Here is a 17,995-nt window from a genome sequence, read left to right on the forward strand (position 1 = left end):
GGATGTCCGCCGTGACCCTCAGCTGATCGTCAACCGCCCCTCAGAGCAGCTCGAGCGCCCGCTGGAGGTCGGCCGGGTACGGGCTCTCGAAGGTGACGTGCCTGCCCGTTCCCGGGTGCTCGAACCCGAGGCCGACCGCATGGAGCCATTGGCGCTCCAGGCCCAGGCGCGCCGCCAGGGTCGGGTCGGCACCGTAGGTGAGGTCGCCCGCACACGGATGGTGCAGCGCGCTGAAGTGGACGCGGATCTGGTGGGTCCGGCCGGTCTCGAGGTGGATGTCCAGCAGGGATGCAGCCCGGAAGGCCTCGATGACCTCGTAGTGGGTCACGCTCGGCTTGCCCTTGTCCATGACGGCGAACTTGTAGTCATGGTTCGGGTGCCGGCCGATCGGGGCGTCGATGGTGCCCACCACCGGGTCGGGCAGCCCCTGGACGAGGGCGTGGTAGGTCTTGTCGACCGAGCGCGACCGGAAGGCCTGCTTGAGGACGCTGTACGCGTACTCGGACTTCGCCACGACCATCAGGCCGGAGGTGCCGACGTCCAGTCGCGAGACGATGCCCTGGCGCTCGCTGGCCCCGCTGGTGGCGATGCGGTACCCCGCCGCTGCGAGCCCGCCCAGGACGGTCGGCCCGGTCCAGCCGACGCTCGCGTGCGCCGCGACGCCGACCGGCTTGTCGACCACGACGAGGTCGTCGTCGTCGTGGATGATCGTCATGCCCGGGACGGGCTCGGCGATCACCGCGAGGGTCGGGCTCTGGTTCACCGCGGGAAGCAGGACCTCCAACAGGTCACCCGCGCTGACGCGGTCGGACTTGCCGGCCGGCTTGTGGTTGACCTGGACGTCTCCTGCCGAGGCCAGGTCGGCCGCCTTGGTGCGCGAGACCCCGAAGAGGCGCGCCAGTGCGGCATCGAGTCGTTCGCCTTCGAGCCCGTCGGGGACGAAGAGCGTGCGCGCGTCAGACATGCGCGGCCCCGTCGTCGTCGACCGAGTCGTGGGTGGTGGTCCGCGCGAGCCCAGCCTCGTGACGGCCATGGTGGGCGCGTATGCCGTCCACGCCGATCCCGCGCCACGCCAGGACCGCGATGAAGGCAGCCGCCCCGACGATGGCGATGTCGGCCACGTTGCCGATGAACAGGCCGAAGTAGTCGATGAAGTCCACCACGTGACCGCGTCCGGGACCGGGCGGCCGGACCATCCGGTCGGTGAGGTTGCCCAGGGAACCACCGAGCAGCAGGCCGAGCGCCCACGCCCAGGCCGCGCTGCCGATCCGTCGGGCCGTGCGCAGGATGAACACCAGCACCCCACAGGCGATGAGCGTCATCACCCACGTCGCCCCGTTGCCGATGGAGAAGGCCGCTCCGGCATTGCGGATGAGGTTCAGCCTGATGAGGTCGCCGACCACCGCCACGGGCTCCCCCGGCGTCAGCCGGTCGAGGGCCACGACCTTGGAGACCTGGTCCGCGGCATACGCGACCACGGCGGTGACGCCCATGAGGACGAACAGCGTCCGCTGGCGCGGGGGGCGGGTGGAGTGGGGGTCGGGGGCCGTGTCCGGCACCCCGCTGGATTCGTCGGCCGCGATCAGCGGCGCTCCTGCTTCGTCTTGCATGTCACGCATAGGGTCGCACGAGGAGCGGCCTGAAGGCGAAGTTTGCCAATCGGGTTCCCACAGGACTCGCAGATCCCGTAGGTGCCGTTGTCGAGGCGCTCGAGGGCGTGGAGGTTCTGCTCGAGCATCTCGCGGGCGTTGTTGGCCAACGAGATCTCCTGCTCGCGCTCGAACGTCTTGGCGCCGGCATCGGCCTGGTCGTCCCCTGCGCCATCGCCCGCGTCACGCATCAGCCCGACGAGGTCGGCCTCGGCCACGCTGATCTCCTGACGCAGATGGGCCACGTCCGCCTCGATCTCGGTGCGGACCTCGCGTAGCTCCTTGGCGGTCCAGGGGGACTCGTCGGCGCGGACGGCCAGGGCGCGCGGGGCGACCTTCTTCGCGGCGGCACTGCCGGCCCGCTTCGTGGCGGTCTTCGTGGCGGTCTTAGGGGCGGTCTTCGCCGCCGTCTTGGTCGTCGTCTTGGTCGGCGCGGTCTTGGTGGCCGTCTTGGTGACCGTCGTGGTGGCGGTCTTCGCCGCCCTCTTGGTCGTGGCGATCTTGGTGGCGGGGGCGGCCTTGGTCGTCGTGGTCTTCGTGGCGGTCTTGGTGGCGGTCTTGGTGGCGGGCGCGGCCTTCTTCGCCACCGGGCTCTTGCTCGCGGGCTTGGCCACCGTCCTGGTCACCGTCTTGGCCACCGTCTTGGTCGCCGTCTTGGTCGCGGTCTTGGTCTTGGTCGCCGTCTTGGGGGCGCTCTTCGTCGCCGTTCTCGCCGGTGCCACGGTGGTGCGGGTGGCAGCCTTGGTGGCCGGTGCGGACGTCGTTGAGGCTTTCGCCTTCTGTGCCATGGTCTGCCAGGCCCCTCGGTCGCAGGGCGCTCCGGCAGAGCGCCATCAGGTGCCGCGAGGATAAGCGCTCAGCGCCCCGTACTCAACGGCAAAACGCTGAGAGTTCCCACCCATCTCCCAGCGCGCGAAGAGGGCGCCCTCCGCGTGGTGCGGTGGGCGCCCTCTTCGTGGCCTCGTGGAGTGCTAGTGGGACTCAGCCTCGGCGTGCTGGGGCTCGTTCTCGCCCTGGCCCTCGTCGTGGCCGTCGCCCGGCTCCAGACCGGTGTGACCGAGGTCGGCCAGCTGCTCCTCGATGAAGTTCTTGAGGCGCGCGCGGTAGTCCCGCTCGAAGGTGCGCAGCTCATCGATCTTCTTCTCCAGGAGGCTCCGCTCACGGCCGAGCTCCTCGAGGATCTGCGCCTTCTTCTGCTGGGCCTCGTGCACCATGCCCGTGGACCGCTCGCGGGCCTCGGTGATGAGCTGCTCGTGCTTGGTCGTGGCGTCCTGGACGAGGTCGTCGTGGCGGGCCTGGCCGGTGGCGACGAGCTCGTCGTGGCGGGCCTGGGCGGTGGACAGGAGCTCGTCGTGGCGGCTCTGGCCCTCGCCGACCAGCTGGTCGTGCTGGGCCTGGGCCTCGGCGATGAGCCGGTCACGCGTCGACTCGCCCTGGCCGACATGCTCGTCGTGCAGGCGCTGGGCCATTTCGAGTAGTGCTGCGGCACTGGCGCCGCCACCGGCCGCGGCCGCGCCGAGGGCCACGGTGGGGGCTTCGGCCTGAGCGGTGGCATTGCGCTGGGCCGCCTCGGCCTGGGCACGGGCCTGCTGCAGCTGCTGCTCGGCTGCCCTGAGGCGCTCCTCGGCCTCCTGGGCGCGCTTCTCGGCCTCCTGGGCGCGGGCTTCGGCTGCCTTCGCGGCCTCGGAGACCTGCGCGTCGGCGCCGCTGTGCACGCCGGAGATCTTGTCCTGGGCGGCCTTCTCGGCCTCGGCGATGCGCGCCTGTGCGACCTTCTCGGCCTCCTGCGCCTTCGCGGTCGCGGCAGCGATGCGGTCCTGTGCGGCCTTCTCGGCCTCTGCTGCCTTGGCCTGCACGGCGGCGATGCGGTCGCTGCTCTCGCGCCCTGCCTTGGCCTCGGCCTCCTCGGCAGCCTTCGCCTCAGCGGCCTTGCGGGCCTGCGTGGCGGCATCCGGCTTGGCCACCGGGGCCATGCCCTTGCTCGACCGGCACTCGTTGAGCTGCTCACGCAGGTCGTCAGAGTCCTTGACGATCCGGCGCATCTCGGCCACGACCTCGTCGAGGAAGTCGTCGACCTCCCGCTCGTCGTAGCCACGCCGGAACTGGGTAGGCGTGAAGTTCTTGTTGAGGACGTCCTCAGGCGTGAGCGTCATGTAGTCACCTCGGTTGGCTGGCATGAGCAGTGCAGGTCAAGCATCGCAGACTCAGGGTCACGGGCCAGCCTAGATGATCGGGCGGGTCGGTTGCCGCGAACGGTCAGACGATGCTCATGGCGAGAGTGGTCCCGAGCATGAGCACGAGGAACGCGACGTCCAGCCGAAGGCTCCCGATGGTCACCGGTGGGATCAGCTTGCGGACCGCCTTCAGGGGCGGGTCGGTGATGGTGTAGACGACCTCGGCCACGAGCAGGAGGACTCCGCGAGGGCGCCAGTCGCGCGCGAACGCCTGCACCCAGTCCAGGACGAGGCGACCGAGCAACACCACGAAGAACAGGAACAGCGCGAAGCGCAGCACACTGCCGATGGGGCCGGGAACGAGCATGGGGTCACCCTGCCATGGGTGGCTGGACAGTGGGCGCCCGGGTCAGCCCCGGGTCACTCTGGGTCAGCTCTGGGATCAGCTCTGGTTGAACAGGCCGCGCGCGGTCGGCGGCGCAGCGCTGTCCTCGGTGGCGACCTCGACGTGGGCCGGCGAGAGCAGGAAGACCTTGGACGTCACCCGCTCGATGGACCCGTGGAGGCCGAAGACCAGCCCCGCGGCGAAGTCGACCAGCCGCTTGGCGTCGGAGTCGTCCATGTCGGACAGGTTCATGATGACCGGCGTGCCCTCACGGAAGCTCTCACCGATGTTCTTGGCCTCGTTGTACGTCCGCGGGTGGATCGTCGTGATGCGGTTGAGCGCACCCACTTCGACGTCACGGACCACGCGGGCCACGGAGGTCCGCTGGGGAAGGGGGGGTCACCGCTGCCGACCGCTCTGCAGGCGTCTCGTGACGCACGGGCTCCTCGTAGTCGTAGGAGTCGTACCCGTCATAGCGCTCGTCGTCCTCGGCGAGCCCGAGGTACACCATCGTCTTGCGCAGCGCCCCAGCCATTGAGAGCTCCCTTGGTTCCATGCGGCGGTCGTCTTCGCGACTGAAGTTACCGGTGTGACTGCCGAGATCCGAGGATTGCGCTCCCGACACGCAGGTGTGTCGCTCCGTGGGCGACCGCGGCCTCGAGGTCCGCGCTCATTCCGGCCGAGATCCACGTCGCCCCCTCGTGCCCCGCCCGTATGCCGTGAGCCACCTCGCGCAGCTTCGCAAAGGCCTGGCCGGGATCGGCGCCGAGGGGCGCGACGCCCATGACGCCACGCAGCTGCAGGTGGTCGCAGCCGCGGACCTCGTCAGCCAGCGCCCGGGCCTGCTCGGGGCGGGCCCCTCCCCTGCCGAGGCCGTCCGGGTCGAGCGAGACCTGGACCAGGACCGAGGGGCGGACGCCATGAGCGGCCGCCGCACGATCCAGGGCTGCCACGAGCTTGGGTCGGTCGACGGACTGGACGACGTCGGCATACCGCACGACGGAGGCCGCCTTGTTGGTCTGGAGCTGGCCGATGAAATGCACGGTGAGCTCCTCGCGGCGGCTCACCGAACCCAGCTTCGCCGAAGCCTCCTGGTCGCGGTTCTCGCCGATCGCCGTGACGCCGAGCTCGACCAGCAGGTCGATGTCGCTGGCCGGGAAGAACTTGGTGACGGCGATCAGGGTCACCTCGGCGGGGTCCCGGTCGACGGTCTCGCATGCGCGGACGATCCGCGCCCGCACCGCCGACAGCCGCTCCCCGAGCTCGACACGTCGGGTGGCCACCGGGTCATCGTGGGTCACCAGGTCATCGTGGGTCACCGGGTCGTTCATGGAGCGAGCACCACGACCCCGGCGAACCGGCCCGTGAGCCCGTCGCGCCGGTAGGAGAACAGGCGGGGGTCCTCGCGGGTGCAGCCCGGCACCCACTGCACCGCAACGGCATTCGCATGCAGCTGGGCGACGACACCCGCCGCGACGTCGATGGCCGGCGTGCCGGTCCACGACACGGTGGCGGACTCCGGAACGACGGCTGCCGCTTCGGCGCGCAAGTCGGCTGGGACCTCGTAGCAGCGACCGCACACCGAGGGGCCGACGACCGCCGTGACGTTGCGGGCGCCCAGCTCGCGCATGCGGGCGACGGCGACGTGGACGATGCCTGCCATCATGCCGGGCCGCCCCGCGTGCACCGCCGCGACGACGCCGGCCTGAGCGTCCGCGAGCAGCACCGGGGTGCAGTCGGCGACCAGGGCCGCCAGGGCCACCCCGGGGGTGGCCGTCACCAGACCGTCCACCGACGGGCCGCCCTCGCGACCCCAGGGCCCGTCCACCGCGCGCACCTCGTTGCCATGGCACTGCCTCATGAACAGGAGTCGATCGCGAGGCACCCCAACGGATTTCGCGAGAGCCGCCCGGTTCGACTCCACCGCCTGCGAGGCATCGCCGACGTGGCCGCCGAGGTTGAGGCTGTCGAACGGCGCAGAGCTCGAACCGCCCTCACGGGCGGTGAAGGCCCACGTCACCGGGCCGGACTGATCGCGCCAGAAGAACACGCGACCAACCTACGACACCCCGGTTCCACGAACGGGACCGGCGCGCGCGCCAACGCCGGAGGGCGGCCGGGCGCTCTACTTGAGGAAGTCGGGGACGTCCAGGTCGTCGCTCTCGTCGAACGTCACGGTGCGCGGCGGACGCCCGGCCCCGTCGCGGCCGACGGCCGCCTCGGAGCCCACCGGCTCGCGCACCGGGGCCACGGACGGCTCCGTGCGCTGCGGCTCGACCGGGGCCACCGGGGTGTGGTTGTTCGACGACTGGGCCGGAACCGTGTGCGCGGGGGCGGGCTGGGTGGCCGACGGCGCCGGCGCGGCGTGCTGGGCAGGTCGCGAGGAGCCCTGGATCTGGCCGATGGCGCGGTCGTTCTCGCGCTTCAGCGGCGCCCCGCCGTCGAACCCGGCTGCGATCACCGTCACGCGGACCTCGTCGCCGAGGGCGTCGTCGATGACCGCCCCGAAGATGATGTTGGCCTCCGGATGGGCCGCTTCCTGCACCAGCCGGGCCGCCTCGTTGATCTCGAACAGCCCGAGGTCGCTGCCGCCCTGGATCGACAGGAGCACGCCGTGGGCGCCGTCGATGCTGGCCTCGAGCAGCGGGCTGGAGATGGCCAGCTCGGCGGCCTGCACGGCGCGGTCGTCACCACGGGAGGACCCGATGCCCATCAGGGCCGAGCCCGCGCCCTGCATCACCGACTTGACGTCGGCGAAGTCGAGGTTGATCAGACCAGGCGTGGTGATGAGGTCGGTGATGCCCTGGACACCGGAGAGGAGCACCTGGTCGGCCGACCGGAACGCGTCGAGCATGCTGACCGCGCGGTCGCTGATCGACAGCAGCCGGTCGTTCGGGATGACGATCAGGGTGTCGACCTCCTCGCGGAGGTTGCTGATGCCCGCCTCGGCCTGGTTGGCGCGGCGACGACCCTCGAACGTGAACGGCCGGGTCACCACGCCGATGGTCAGGGCGCCCAAGCCGCGAGCGATCTTCGCGACGACGGGTGCGCCGCCGGTGCCGGTGCCGCCGCCCTCGCCGGCCGTCACGAAGACCATGTCGGCCCCCTTGAGGACCTCCTCGATCTCCTCCGCATGGTCCTCGGCAGCCTTCTTGCCGACCTCAGGGTCGGCGCCCGCACCGAGTCCTCGGGTCAGCTCACGGCCGACGTCGAGCTTCACGTCGGCATCGCTCATGAGCAGCGCCTGCGCATCGGTGTTGATCGCGATGAACTCGACGCCCTTGAGACCGACCTCGATCATGCGGTTGATGGCGTTGACGCCGCCGCCGCCGATGCCGACGACCTTGATGACGGCCAGGTAGTTCTGTGGTGCTGCCACGGGCGTGGGCCTCTCCTGATGTGGTGCTCGAGTGCGATACGGTGCCTCAACGTGAAGTTGAGAGTTAGACTTATGTCAATCTCCGGTGCCGCCGACGGTATGCGGAGACAGGGGTGCAGGCAAACGATTCGGCCGCGTGTCGCAGCACGGATTCGGCCGATGACGGCAATTCCCGAGACCATTCCGGATGGCGCTCTCACAATAGTCCCATCCGTCACACCAGCCCCATTCGGGTGGGGGGCCAGAGCGGTCTGCGGGATTGGCTGGAGGACCCGCTCAGCGGGTCACCGGGGTGTCCGGTGCGCTGACGTCGATGACCCGCGGGGCGCCGGTCAGCAGGGCGGTCATGATGGTCAGCTTGCGCTCCGGCTGGTCGATGCCGCCCCAGACCACCTGGGTGCGCCCCAGGGTGAGGGTGACGAGGTCGGCGCTGCTGACGACCACCCGCGTCACCTGTCGCTGGAGGTGGTCCGGTAGGACGCGGACCACGCTGACCGCCGCCGCCAGCGCGTCGCGCGACAGCGCGGCCTGGCTTGCGGCGTTGACCACCGGCACCCCCTTGGGCGCGGCGTCGACGTGGGCGTAGGCCAGCCCGCTCGCATCCACAACCTGTAGTTGACCTTGAGGGTTCTTCACGACGAGGAAGGGCACCCGCGGGCTGGCGTGGATCACCAGGGTGCTGGGCCAGGAGAGCTCGATCGAGACATCGGCCAGGGTGGCGAGCTGCGCCACGCGCCCCGCCACCGCCTTGCGATCCACCCGCGCCAGAGGCTGCCCCTGGGGCACCTCGGCCAGGCTGCGGATGGCCGGGACCTGCGCCGGCGGGACCCCGACGACCTCGACCGACCGCACCGCGAACAGCGGGCTGAACCCCACCGCCCACACGAGCAGTGCGACGACGGCGAGGACCACGGCGGCATACGCCGCGAGTCGCCAGGGTCGGCGTCGCACGTCCTGGGCACGCCGCTGGAACCTGGCGTGTGACGAGGCGAGTCCGGTGCCTCGGGTCGGGCGGCTCACGGGCAGGTCACCGCTCGCCCAGGGCGCGCAGGATCTCCGGGCCGATCATGGTGACGTCACCCGCGCCGACCGTGAGGACCAGGTCGCCCTCGCGCGCCCGGTCGGCGACCGCCTGGGCCACGGCAGACCACGACGAGATGACCTCGACGTCGGCGTCCGGGCGCTGCTGGAGCAGGGCGTCGGCGACCAGCTGCGAGGAGATGCCGGGGACGGGGTCCTCGCGGGCGCCGTAGATCTCCATGAGCACCACCGAGTCGGCGGGAACCAGGGCCGCCGCGAACTCGGCCGCGAAGTCCCGCGTACGCGAGTACAGGTGCGGCTGGAAGACCACGAGCAGCCGGCCGCCGACCCCACCGGCCTGGACCAGGTCAGCGCCGGTGCCCACCACGGCCGCGACCTTGCCGGGGTTGTGGGCGTAGTCGTCGACGACGGACACTCCGGCTACGGCGCCCTTGGGCTCGAACCGGCGGCGGGTGCCGGTGAAGCCGAACAGCCCGTCGAGGACGCGGCGGGGATCCTGACCCAGTCCCTCGACGGCGGTGGTGTAGGCGGCTGCGGCGTTGAGCAGGTTGTGCCGTCCGGGGATGTTGATCCGCAGCGTGTGGGTCGCCCCGTCGGGACCGGTGAGCGTCGTGTGGCTGGTCAGGCCCCGAAAGGCCACCCCGCTCAGCCGGACGTCAGCCTCGGGCGACCAGCCGTAGGTCAGCACCCGGGTGCCGCCTGCGCGGGCCGTCTCGGCGAGCCTGCGGGAGCCGTCGTCGTCATGGCACGCGACGAGCAGGCCGCCCGGCTCGATGGAGGCCACGAACGCGGCATACGCCTCCTCGACGCGGGCGAACGTGCCGTAGAAGTCGAGGTGGTCGGGCTGGACGTTGGTCACCACGGCGACCTGGGGGCGGTAGACCAGGAACGACCCGTCGCTCTCGTCGGCCTCGGCCACGAAGACGTCGCCGGTCCCCCAGTGCGCGTTGGTGCCGTGCTTGGCCAGCTCGCCCCCGGCGGCGAAGGAAGGGTCGATCCCGCAGTGCTGCAACGCGACGGTGAGCATCGAGGTGGTCGTCGTCTTGCCGTTCGCCCCCGCCACCGCGACCCGCCGCGAGCCGGCCATCGTGCTGGCGAGCGCCTGGGCCCGGTGCAGCACCCGCAGGCCCCGCTCGCGCGCCGCCGCGAGCTCGAGGTTGCCCTCCCGGATCGCGGAGGAGATGACCACGGTGTCGATGCCGTCGAGGTATGCCGCGTCGTGACCGACGTGGACCTCGGCCCCCTCGGCCTCGAGGGCGGCCAGGACCGGCGACTGCTTGGCGTCCGAACCGCTGACGCGACAGCCGCGAGCGAGCATGATCCGCGCGACGCCGGACATCCCGGAACCGCCGATGGCGATGAAGTGGATCGCCCCGAGCTCCTCGAGCGGAGGCACCGGGGCGGCGAAGTCGAAGCGCGGGTTCTCGCCGTTCATCGTTGCTCCGCAACAGATTCCACGAAGGCTGCAGTCACCATGTCGGCCAGTTTCTCATCCGCGTCGCGCTCCCCCACCCCGGCCGCGGACGAGGCCATGCGCTCCAAGCGCGGGGCGTCGGCGAGCAGCGGCAGCAGGGCCTCGTCGATCCACTCGCCGGTGAGTGCAGTGTCCTCGACGAGCAGTCCCCCACCCGCGGCCACGACATCCGCGGCGTTGAACCGCTGCTCGCCGTTGCCGATGGGGAGCGGAACGTAGACGGCGGGCAGCCCGACGGCGGTCAGCTCGCACACGGTGTTGGCGCCGGCGCGCGCCACCGCGAGGTCGGCCACCGCGTAGGCGAGGTCCATGCGGTCGGTGTAGGCCGCGACGACGTACGCGGCTCCCGACGGCGCGGGCTCGACCTCGAACGCCTTGCCCGCCCCGGTGAGGTGGAGCACCTGCACCCCGGCGGAGCGCAGCGCCGCGACCCGCGACTGGAAGGCGGAGTTGAGCCGTTGGGCCCCGAGCGAGCCACCGGTGACGAGGAGGGTGGGCCGGTGGTCCTCGAGGCCGAAGTGCTGCAGCGCCGCGCTCCTGCTGGCGGCCCGGTCGAGCCGGGCGATCTCGTGGCGCAGCGGCATCCCGATCAGGCGCGCGTGCGGCAACCGGGTGCTGGGAAAGGTCGTGGCCACGTGGTGGGTCAGCCGCGCACCCACCCGGTTGGCCACTCCCGCGCGAGCGTTCTGCTCGTGCACGACCATCGGGACGTGGCGGCGTCGCGCGGCCAGGTAGGCCGGCGTCGAGACGTAGCCACCGAACCCCACGACGACCTCGGCACCCGATGAGTCGATGGCGCGCTCAGCGGCAGCGACCGCCGCGCGGAGGCTGCCGGGCAGCCGCAGCAGGTCGGAGGAGGGCTTGCGGGGCAGCGGCACCTTCGGGATGGTGATCAGCTCGTAGCCGCGCTCGGGAACCAGCCGGCTCTCCAGCCCCGCCTGGGTGCCGAGGGCGGCGACGGCGATGTCGGGGTCACGACGACGCAGGCAGTCGGCCAGGGCCAACAGGGGCGAGACGTGGCCGGCGGTTCCCCCGCCGGCCAACAGCACCGACCGGGGCCGCTGCCCCGTCATCGCCGGAGCCTGGGTCGGGACGGGAGCACCGCGAGCGAGCGCCGGACCACCGACGGCTTGGCGGCGAGGATCTCGGAGCATCCCGGCTCGGCTCTGGCAAAGGACAGCAGCATCCCCAGGGCCAGCATCGTGGTAGTCAGCGACGAGCCACCATAGGAGACGAGGGGCAGCGGCACTCCGATCACGGGCAGCAGTCCGACGACGGCGCCGATGTTGATGACCGCCTGGAAGATGATCCAGGCCATGACGCCCGCTGTGGCGATCCTGATGAACATGTCGTCGGTGCGCGAGACGATGCGGTAGCAGACCAGGGCCAGCGCGCAGAACAACCCGAGCAGCACCAGCGTGCCCGGCAGGCCGAGCTCTTCGCCGATGATCGCGAAGATGAAGTCGTTGTGGGCCTCGGGCAGCCACTGCCACTTCTCGCGGCTCGCGCCGAGCCCGACGCCCCACCAGCTGCCGTCGGCCAGGGCGTAGCGGCCGTGGATCGGCTGCCGCGCAGCGCCATAGGGGTTGGTGTCCTTGCCGAGCCAGACGTCGAAGCGCTGGAGTCGGTTCGAGCTCGTGACGATCATCGTGACCGCCATGGCGGAGAACGCGGCGCCACCCCAGGCGAACCAGCGCACCGGGACACCCGAGCCGAACAGCACCGCGGCCACGATGGCTCCCAGGATCATCACGGTGCCGAGGTCCTTGCCGACCAGCACCAGGCCGACGGCGCCCAGGGTGATGGGGAACAGGAACGGCACCACGACGTGGCGCAGCTGGCCCAGCCGGCGACGCCGCGCGGACAGCACGGTGGCGCCGACCAGCACCAGGCCGAGCTTGGCGAACTCCGACGGCTGGATCGTGACCGGCCCGACCGCCAGCCAGTTGCGGTTGCCGTTGACACTCACGCCGAGCGGGGTGAAGACGAGCAGCTGGAGGACCATGGACGCGCCGAGGATCAGCATCGACATGGACTTCCACCGGCGGACGGGCACGTGGGCGGCGACGGCCATGGCGACCCCGCCGAGCAGCGCGAACTGCAGCTGCTTCTGGAAGTAGACGTACGGCGTGGCGTTGTTGGTCTGGATGAGCGACATCACCGAGGACGCCGACAGGACCATGATCAGCCCGATGACGACCAGGACCACGGTGACCGACAGCAACACGTAGTAGCTCGTGACCGGGGAGTCGAGCCGTCGCAGCACGCCCCCGACCGACCCGCTCTCCTTGGTCGTGCCGTCGGCGCGCGACGAGGTCCGCGCCGTCGGCGACGCGGCCGTGGTACTGCTCACCGTTACTCCCTGGAGGACCCGGCGCGGCGAGCGACCGCCTCGGCGAAGGCGTCGCCCCGGGCACCGTAGTTCGGAAACATGTCCATGGAGGCCGCCGCGGGCGCAAGCAGCACGACGTCGCCGGGCTCGGCGAGCCGGGCCGCGTGGGCGACGACGAGGTCCATGGCTCCAGTGTCCGTGCTGGACACGTCCACGACCGGCACATCCGGCGCGTGTCGGGCCAGTGCGTCGGCGATCTGCGCCCGGTCGGCGCCGATGAGGACGACGCCGCGCAGTCTGGTGGCGGCGTCGCGGACCAGGTCGTCGACCTCGGCGCCCTTGAGCAGGCCGCCGGCAACCCAGACGACGTGCTCGAAGGCGGCCAGCGACGCGGCCGCCGCGTGCGGGTTGGTGGCCTTGGAGTCGTCGACGTAGCGCACGCCGTCGACCTCTCCGGCATCCGCGATGCGGTGCGGCTCCGGCACGAAGGCCCGCAACCCGTCGCGGACCGCCAGCGGTGGTACGCCGTACGCGCGGGCCAGCGCCGCGGCGGCCAGGGCGTTCGCCACCTGGTGGGGTGCGAGCGTCGGGAGTGAGCCCTGGACGTCGGCCAGGGTGGCCAGCTCGGCCGCGGAGGTCTGGCGCTGCTCGACGAACGCGCGGTCGGCCAGGATGTCGTCGACCACCCCGAGCATCGAGAGCCCCGGCGTGCCGAGGGTGAACCCGACCGCGCGGCATCCCTCCTGGACCTCGGCGTCCATGACGAGACGCTCGGTGGCCGGGTCCTCGACGTTGTAGACGCACGCGACCCGCGTGTTGGCGTAGACCTTGCCCTTGGCCCGGGCGTACTCCTCTGCCGAACCGTGCCAGTCCAGGTGGTCCGGAGCGACGTTGAGGCAGGCCGACGCGTAGGGCGCGAGCGACTGCGACCAGTGCAGCTGGAAGCTCGACAGCTCGACGGCGATCACGTCATAGGGCTCGGGGTGCAGGACCGCCTCGAGGATCGGGGTGCCGACGTTGCCTGCCGCGGTGGCGCGCAGCCCCGCGGCGCGGAGCATCGAGGCGAGCATCGTGACGGTGGTGGTCTTGCCGTTGGTGCCGGTGATGGTCAGCCACGGCGCGGGCCCGACCGCTGCGCGCATGCGCCACGCGAGCTCGACCTCGCCCCAGACCGGTATGCCGGCCTGCGCGGCAGCCACGAGCAGCGGCTGGTCGGGGCGCCACCCCGGAGAGGTGACGACGAGGTCGGCGGTCGCGTCCGCTGGCAGACTGCCGACGTGCTCCGGGCCGACCCGGACGTCCACCCCGAGGATGTCGAGGATGCGCGCTCGCTCGGCCAGTGCGCCGCCAGTGGCCAGGTCCGCACCGTCCACAGCGATGACGCGGGCACCGCGTTCGTGCAGCGCGTCAGCGGCCGCGAAGCCGCTCACCCCGAGCCCGGCGACGACGACCCGCAGGTCGCTCCAGTCCGCGGCGCCATTGGTCAGTCCGTCGAGCCGTCCACCCACCGAACCGCTGCCCGGTGCACCACTCATTGCGCTCCCACAACCCACTCGGCGTAGAACAGGCCCAGCCCCAGGGCCACGAACAGCCCCGCGATGATCCAGAACCTGATGACGATCGTGACCTCGTTCCACCCGAGCAGCTCGAAGTGGTGCTGCAGCGGCGCCATCCGGAACACCCGTTTACCGGTGAGCTTGAACGAGCCGACCTGGATGATGACCGACAACGTGATGGTGACGAACAGGCCACCCAGGATGACGACGAGCAGCTCGGTGCGCGTCGTGATCGCCAGACCCGCTAGCGCGCCGCCGAGGGCAAGGGAACCCGTGTCACCCATGAAGATCTTGGCCGGCGAGGCGTTCCACCAGAGGAACCCGAAGCACGCGCCCATCGCCGCGGCGGCGACGACCGCGAGGTCCCTGGAGTCCCTGACCTCGTAACACTTCAGGCCCGGCGTCGTCTGGCAGTTCTGGTTGCCCTGCCAGATGCCGATGAGCACGTACGCCGCGAAGACCATCACCGAGGCACCCGTCGCGAGGCCGTCGAGGCCGTCGGTGAGGTTCACGCCGTTGGACGTGCCGGCGATCATGATGTTGGCCCAGATCACGAACAGGACCAGTCCGATCAGCCCACCCGCGAACGCGAGGTTCACGGGGGTGTCGCGGACGAACGAGATGTGCATCGAGGCGGGCGTGCGGTGCTTGGCACTCGGGAACTGCAGGGCGAGGATCGCGAAGACCACGGCGACCAGCGTCTGACCGGCGAGCTTCTCGCCGGAGCGCAGTCCGAGGCTGCGCTGCTTGGTGATCTTGATGTAGTCGTCGAGGAAGCCGACCAGTCCGAGGCCGCTCATGAGCAACAGCACGAGCATGCCGCTCCACGTGGGCCGGGTCGTCGTGAGCGCGTGGGCAAGGATGTATGCCGCGAGGCTGGAGCCGATGATCACCGCCCCGCCCATGGTCGGCGTGCCGCGCTTGGTGTGGTGCGAGGTCGGTCCGTCGTCGCGGATGAACTGGCCGTAGCCGCGTCGGACGAGGAACTTGATGAACATGGGAGTTCCGAACAGCGCGCCCACGAGGGAGATGACGGCCGCCAGCAGCACCGCCTTCACGTCGTGCCCTCATCTCTGTCGACCAGCTTGTCTCCGAGCCACCGTAGTCCCGCGTCCCGACTGGACTTGAACAACACGACGTCCCCCGGACGAAGTTCTTGCTCCAGCAGCCGCTGCGCCGCATCGGCATCCGGCACCCACACGGCTTCGTCGCCCCAGGACCCCTCGTGCTGGGCGCCGCTGGCCATCGGTCGGGCGATCTCACCGACCACTACGAGGCGCGAGATGTTGAGCCGCACGGCCAGCCGCCCGACGGCGTCGTGCTCGGCCGTGGAGTCCTCGCCGAGCTCGAGCATCGACCCGAGGACGGCCCACGTACGCCGGCCGTGGCCCATCGCCACCAGGGCCTTGAGGGCCGCGCGCATCGAGTCGGGGTTGGCGTTGTAGGCGTCGTTGACCACCGTGACACCGTCGGGTCGCTCGGTGACCTCCATCCGCCAGCGGGACACCGGGACCGCCGTGGAGAGCGAGGCGACGATGTCGGCGAGCGGCAGCCCACACGCCAGCGCAGCCGCGATGACCGCGAGGGCGTTGCCGACGTGGTGCTCGCCGTGCAGGGGCAACGACACCGAGGCCGTCCCGGCAGGGGTGTGGACGGTGAAGCGCGGTCGGCCCGCCGCGTCGAGGTCGATGTCGGTTGCCCGGACGTCGGCCTCGACGCCGGTGCCCACCAGCTGCACCCTCGCGCGGGTGCGGGCCGCCATGGACCGCACGACCGGGTCGTCGCCGTTGAGGATCGCCAGACCCTGCTCGGGCAGGGCGGCGACGAGCTCTGCCTTGGCGACGCCGATGGCCTCCCTGGAGCCGAACTCCCCCACGTGCGCTGTGCCGACGTTGAGCTCGATGCCGATCGAGGGTGGGGCGATCGAGGCGAGGTACGCGATGTGCCCGATTCCGCGGGCACCCATCTCGACGACGAGGAAGCGGGTCTGCGGCGTCACCCGGAAGACGGTGAGCGGGACGCCGACCTCGGAGTTGAGCGATCCCACCGGAGCCACCGTCGGCGCGGCTGTGGACAGCACGGTGGCGAGGAGGTCCTTGGTGGAGGTCTTGCCCGACGACCCGGTGATCCCGATCACCACCAGGTCGGGGTGGCGGTCGACGACCGCGCGCGCGAGGGTCGCGAGACCCGCCTGGATGTCGTCGACGACGACGCACGGAACGCCGTCGACGTCGCGGGTCGTCATCGCGGCCACGGCGCCGAGGTCGCGCGCTGCGTCGATGAACTGGTGTCCGTCCAGGGACTCGCCCACCCGCGCGACGTACAGGCCACCGGCACCTGCCTCACGAGAGTCCGTCACCACCGGCCCGTCGATGACCAGTCGACTGGCGGCCTCGTCATCGATGCCATGGAGACGCCCCGAGACGATCGCGGCAATCTCCTTGAGCGACAAGGGAATCACGCGCGACCTCCAGCGGCCGTGACCAGCTCGCGCAGGGTCGACTTCACCTCGGCGACGTCATCGAACGGGTGCACGGTGCCGCCGATCTCCTGGCCGGTCTCGTGCCCTTTGCCCACGACGGCGACGACACTGCCCGGTCCTGCCTCGAACGCCGCCCGCACCCCGGCGGCGATCGCCTGCTGGCGACCAGCCACGTCGTGCAGCACCGCAGCCGAGCCGGCCGCGGTGGCCCCTTCGAGGACGGCGGCGCGTATCACCGCGGGGTCCTCGGTCCGGGGGTTGTCATCGGTGACGAACACGAGGTCGGCCTGCTCGGCTGCGGCGCGACCCATGGCGAACCGCTTGCCGCGGTCGCGGTCACCGCCAGCACCTAACACGACGACGAGCCGGCCACGGGTGACCGGGCGCAGTGCCCGCAGCGCGGCACCCACGGCATCCGGCGTGTGCGCGTAGTCGACCACGACGAGGGGCAGCCCGAGTCCTTCCGGTGCGTCAACCTCGACGCGCTCCATGCGGCCCGGCACGTGCGGGTCCTGCCAGAGGGCTCGCTCCGCATCGGCGGCCGGGATGCCGGCGGCCATGAGCGCCAGGGCCGCCATCGCGGTGTTGACCCGGTTGAAGTCGCCGGGAAGGGCCGAACGGAGCCGCAGGGTCGCGTCCGGGCCGGTGAGCGTGAAGTCGGCCGGTTCGTCACCCGCCTCCAGCCGCCAGTCGGCGTCGACGCCCGCCACCGAGCTGAGGGTGGTCACCGGAACGCTGGCAGTGTGTGCGAGCTCCTGGCCCCAGTCGTCGTCCACGCAGACGATCCCCCGGCGGGACCGTTGCGGCGTGAACAGCGACGCCTTCGCCTCGAAGTAGTCGCGCATCGTGGCGTGGAAGTCCAGGTGGTCCTGGGACAGGTTGGTGAAGAGCGCCACGTCGTAGCGAACCCCGTCCACCCGGTGCTGGCTCAGCGCATGGCTGGAGACCTCCATGACACAGGAGTCGACGCCGCGCTCGGCCATCACGGCGAGCAGCGCGTGCAGGACGGGCGCCTCGGGCGTCGTGCGGACGCTCTTGATCCGGTCCTGCCCGATCCGCGTCTCGACCGTGCCGATCAGGCCCGTCGTGTGGTGGAGGGCCTCCAGGGCCGAGTTGATGAGGTATGCCGTCGTCGTCTTGCCGTTCGTACCCGTGACGCCGTACATCGTCAGGTCCAGGTCGGCGGTGCCGTAGACCATCGAGGCCACCGTGCCGGCCACCGAGCGGGGGTCCGCGACCACTACCCGCGGCAGGTGGGGAACGGCCTCCTCGAGGATCTGCGCGCCAGCGGCGTCGGTGAGCACGGCCACCGCACCCGCCTGTGCCGCCGCGGCGGCATACGACGCCCCGTGGGCGTTGGCGCCCGGGAGGGCGGCGTACAGGTCGCCGGGCGCGATGTCCTGGGAGCTGAGGCTCACCCCGCTCACGGGCACCGGCTCGCCCTCGAGGACCCCATCCACGAGGGTCGCCACGGCGGCGAGATCGGTCGCACGGAGGTGGGCAGGGCGGGGGGAAGACACGGA

General features: G+C 71.2%; 16 protein-coding genes and 1 pseudogene. All 17 read right to left on the reverse strand.

The window, feature by feature from the left end; genetic code table 11:
• Positions 1–40: 40 nt before the first annotated feature.
• The 17 genes and pseudogenes from GKE56_RS06740 to GKE56_RS06820 all read right to left on the reverse strand — a co-directional run bounded on the left by GKE56_RS06740 (position 41) and on the right by GKE56_RS06820 (position 17,992).
• Positions 41–964: an RluA family pseudouridine synthase gene (locus GKE56_RS06740; protein WP_154683881.1), complete on the reverse strand. Its 924-nt coding sequence runs from the start codon at positions 962–964 to the stop codon at positions 41–43.
• Complete coding sequence (gene lspA / locus GKE56_RS06745) at positions 957–1,610, reverse strand: signal peptidase II (RefSeq protein ID WP_154683882.1); 654 nt, start codon at positions 1,608–1,610, stop codon at positions 957–959. Before lspA ends, GKE56_RS06740 begins: the two co-directional genes overlap by 8 nt.
• Positions 1,583–2,371 (reverse strand): TraR/DksA C4-type zinc finger protein, encoded by a 789-nt coding sequence (locus GKE56_RS06750; RefSeq protein ID WP_230209244.1) that lies wholly within the window; start codon positions 2,369–2,371, stop codon positions 1,583–1,585. Before GKE56_RS06750 ends, lspA begins: the two co-directional genes overlap by 28 nt.
• A gap of 249 nt (positions 2,372–2,620) precedes the next feature.
• Positions 2,621–3,802, reverse strand: a complete 1,182-nt coding sequence (locus GKE56_RS06755; RefSeq protein WP_154683884.1) for a DivIVA domain-containing protein — start codon at positions 3,800–3,802, stop codon at positions 2,621–2,623.
• Positions 3,803–3,905: 103 nt separating this feature from the next.
• A complete protein-coding gene (locus GKE56_RS06760) occupies positions 3,906–4,190 on the reverse strand; it encodes a YggT family protein (RefSeq protein ID WP_154683885.1) in 285 nt (94 codons plus the stop codon).
• Positions 4,191–4,265: 75 nt separating this feature from the next.
• A pseudogene (locus GKE56_RS17920) lies at positions 4,266–4,743 on the reverse strand (cell division protein SepF).
• A gap of 46 nt (positions 4,744–4,789) precedes the next feature.
• A complete protein-coding gene (locus GKE56_RS06770) occupies positions 4,790–5,509 on the reverse strand; it encodes a YggS family pyridoxal phosphate-dependent enzyme (RefSeq protein WP_230209246.1) in 720 nt (239 codons plus the stop codon).
• A gap of 26 nt (positions 5,510–5,535) precedes the next feature.
• On the reverse strand, positions 5,536–6,258 hold the full coding sequence (gene pgeF, locus GKE56_RS06775) for a peptidoglycan editing factor PgeF (RefSeq protein WP_154683887.1): 723 nt from the start codon (positions 6,256–6,258) through the stop codon (positions 5,536–5,538).
• Between the two features lie 75 nt (positions 6,259–6,333).
• Positions 6,334–7,587, reverse strand: coding sequence for a cell division protein FtsZ (ftsZ, locus tag GKE56_RS06780; RefSeq protein ID WP_154683888.1), 1,254 nt, complete (start codon positions 7,585–7,587; stop codon positions 6,334–6,336).
• A 276-nt stretch (positions 7,588–7,863) separates the two neighbouring features.
• Entirely contained in the window at positions 7,864–8,607 is a 744-nt protein-coding gene (locus GKE56_RS06785) for a cell division protein FtsQ/DivIB (protein ID WP_154683889.1), read from the reverse strand.
• A 7-nt stretch (positions 8,608–8,614) separates the two neighbouring features.
• Positions 8,615–10,063: a UDP-N-acetylmuramate--L-alanine ligase gene (murC, locus tag GKE56_RS06790; RefSeq protein ID WP_154683890.1), complete on the reverse strand. Its 1,449-nt coding sequence runs from the start codon at positions 10,061–10,063 to the stop codon at positions 8,615–8,617.
• A complete protein-coding gene (gene murG, locus GKE56_RS06795) occupies positions 10,060–11,175 on the reverse strand; it encodes an undecaprenyldiphospho-muramoylpentapeptide beta-N-acetylglucosaminyltransferase (RefSeq protein WP_154683891.1) in 1,116 nt (371 codons plus the stop codon). The genes murC and murG overlap by 4 nt, the downstream gene beginning before the upstream one ends.
• A complete protein-coding gene (ftsW, locus tag GKE56_RS06800; RefSeq protein ID WP_154683892.1) occupies positions 11,172–12,455 on the reverse strand; it encodes a putative lipid II flippase FtsW in 1,284 nt (427 codons plus the stop codon). The genes murG and ftsW overlap by 4 nt, the downstream gene beginning before the upstream one ends.
• Positions 12,456–12,457: 2 nt before the next feature.
• On the reverse strand, positions 12,458–13,969 hold the full coding sequence (gene murD / locus GKE56_RS06805) for a UDP-N-acetylmuramoyl-L-alanine--D-glutamate ligase (protein WP_154683893.1): 1,512 nt from the start codon (positions 13,967–13,969) through the stop codon (positions 12,458–12,460).
• Entirely contained in the window at positions 13,966–15,048 is a 1,083-nt protein-coding gene (gene mraY / locus GKE56_RS06810; RefSeq protein ID WP_154683894.1) for a phospho-N-acetylmuramoyl-pentapeptide-transferase, read from the reverse strand. The genes murD and mraY overlap by 4 nt, the downstream gene beginning before the upstream one ends.
• Entirely contained in the window at positions 15,045–16,451 is a 1,407-nt protein-coding gene (gene murF / locus GKE56_RS06815; protein WP_154683895.1) for a UDP-N-acetylmuramoyl-tripeptide--D-alanyl-D-alanine ligase, read from the reverse strand. The genes mraY and murF overlap by 4 nt, the downstream gene beginning before the upstream one ends.
• A complete protein-coding gene (locus tag GKE56_RS06820) occupies positions 16,448–17,992 on the reverse strand; it encodes a UDP-N-acetylmuramoyl-L-alanyl-D-glutamate--2,6-diaminopimelate ligase (RefSeq protein WP_154683896.1) in 1,545 nt (514 codons plus the stop codon). Before GKE56_RS06820 ends, murF begins: the two co-directional genes overlap by 4 nt.
• Positions 17,993–17,995 lie beyond the last annotated feature (3 nt).

The organism is Nostocoides sp. HKS02, from assembly GCF_009707485.1.
Lineage (GTDB): Bacteria > Actinomycetota > Actinomycetes > Actinomycetales > Dermatophilaceae > Pedococcus.

Bases quoted from the DNA above. Each gene is read 5' to 3' on its own strand.
- GKE56_RS06740 (WP_154683881.1), bottom strand. From the start codon at position 964: ATGTCTGACGCGCGCACGCTCTTCGTCCCCGACGGGCTCGAAGGCGAA.
- lspA (WP_154683882.1), bottom strand. From the start codon at position 1,610: ATGCAAGACGAAGCAGGAGCGCCGCTGATCGCGGCCGACGAATCCAGC.
- GKE56_RS06755 (WP_154683884.1), bottom strand. From the start codon at position 3,802: ATGACGCTCACGCCTGAGGACGTCCTCAACAAGAACTTCACGCCTACC.
- GKE56_RS06760 (WP_154683885.1), bottom strand. From the start codon at position 4,190: ATGCTCGTTCCCGGCCCCATCGGCAGTGTGCTGCGCTTCGCGCTGTTC.
- murC (WP_154683890.1), bottom strand. From the start codon at position 10,063: ATGAACGGCGAGAACCCGCGCTTCGACTTCGCCGCCCCGGTGCCTCCG.
- murG (WP_154683891.1), bottom strand. From the start codon at position 11,175: ATGACGGGGCAGCGGCCCCGGTCGGTGCTGTTGGCCGGCGGGGGAACC.
- murD (WP_154683893.1), bottom strand. From the start codon at position 13,969: ATGAGTGGTGCACCGGGCAGCGGTTCGGTGGGTGGACGGCTCGACGGA.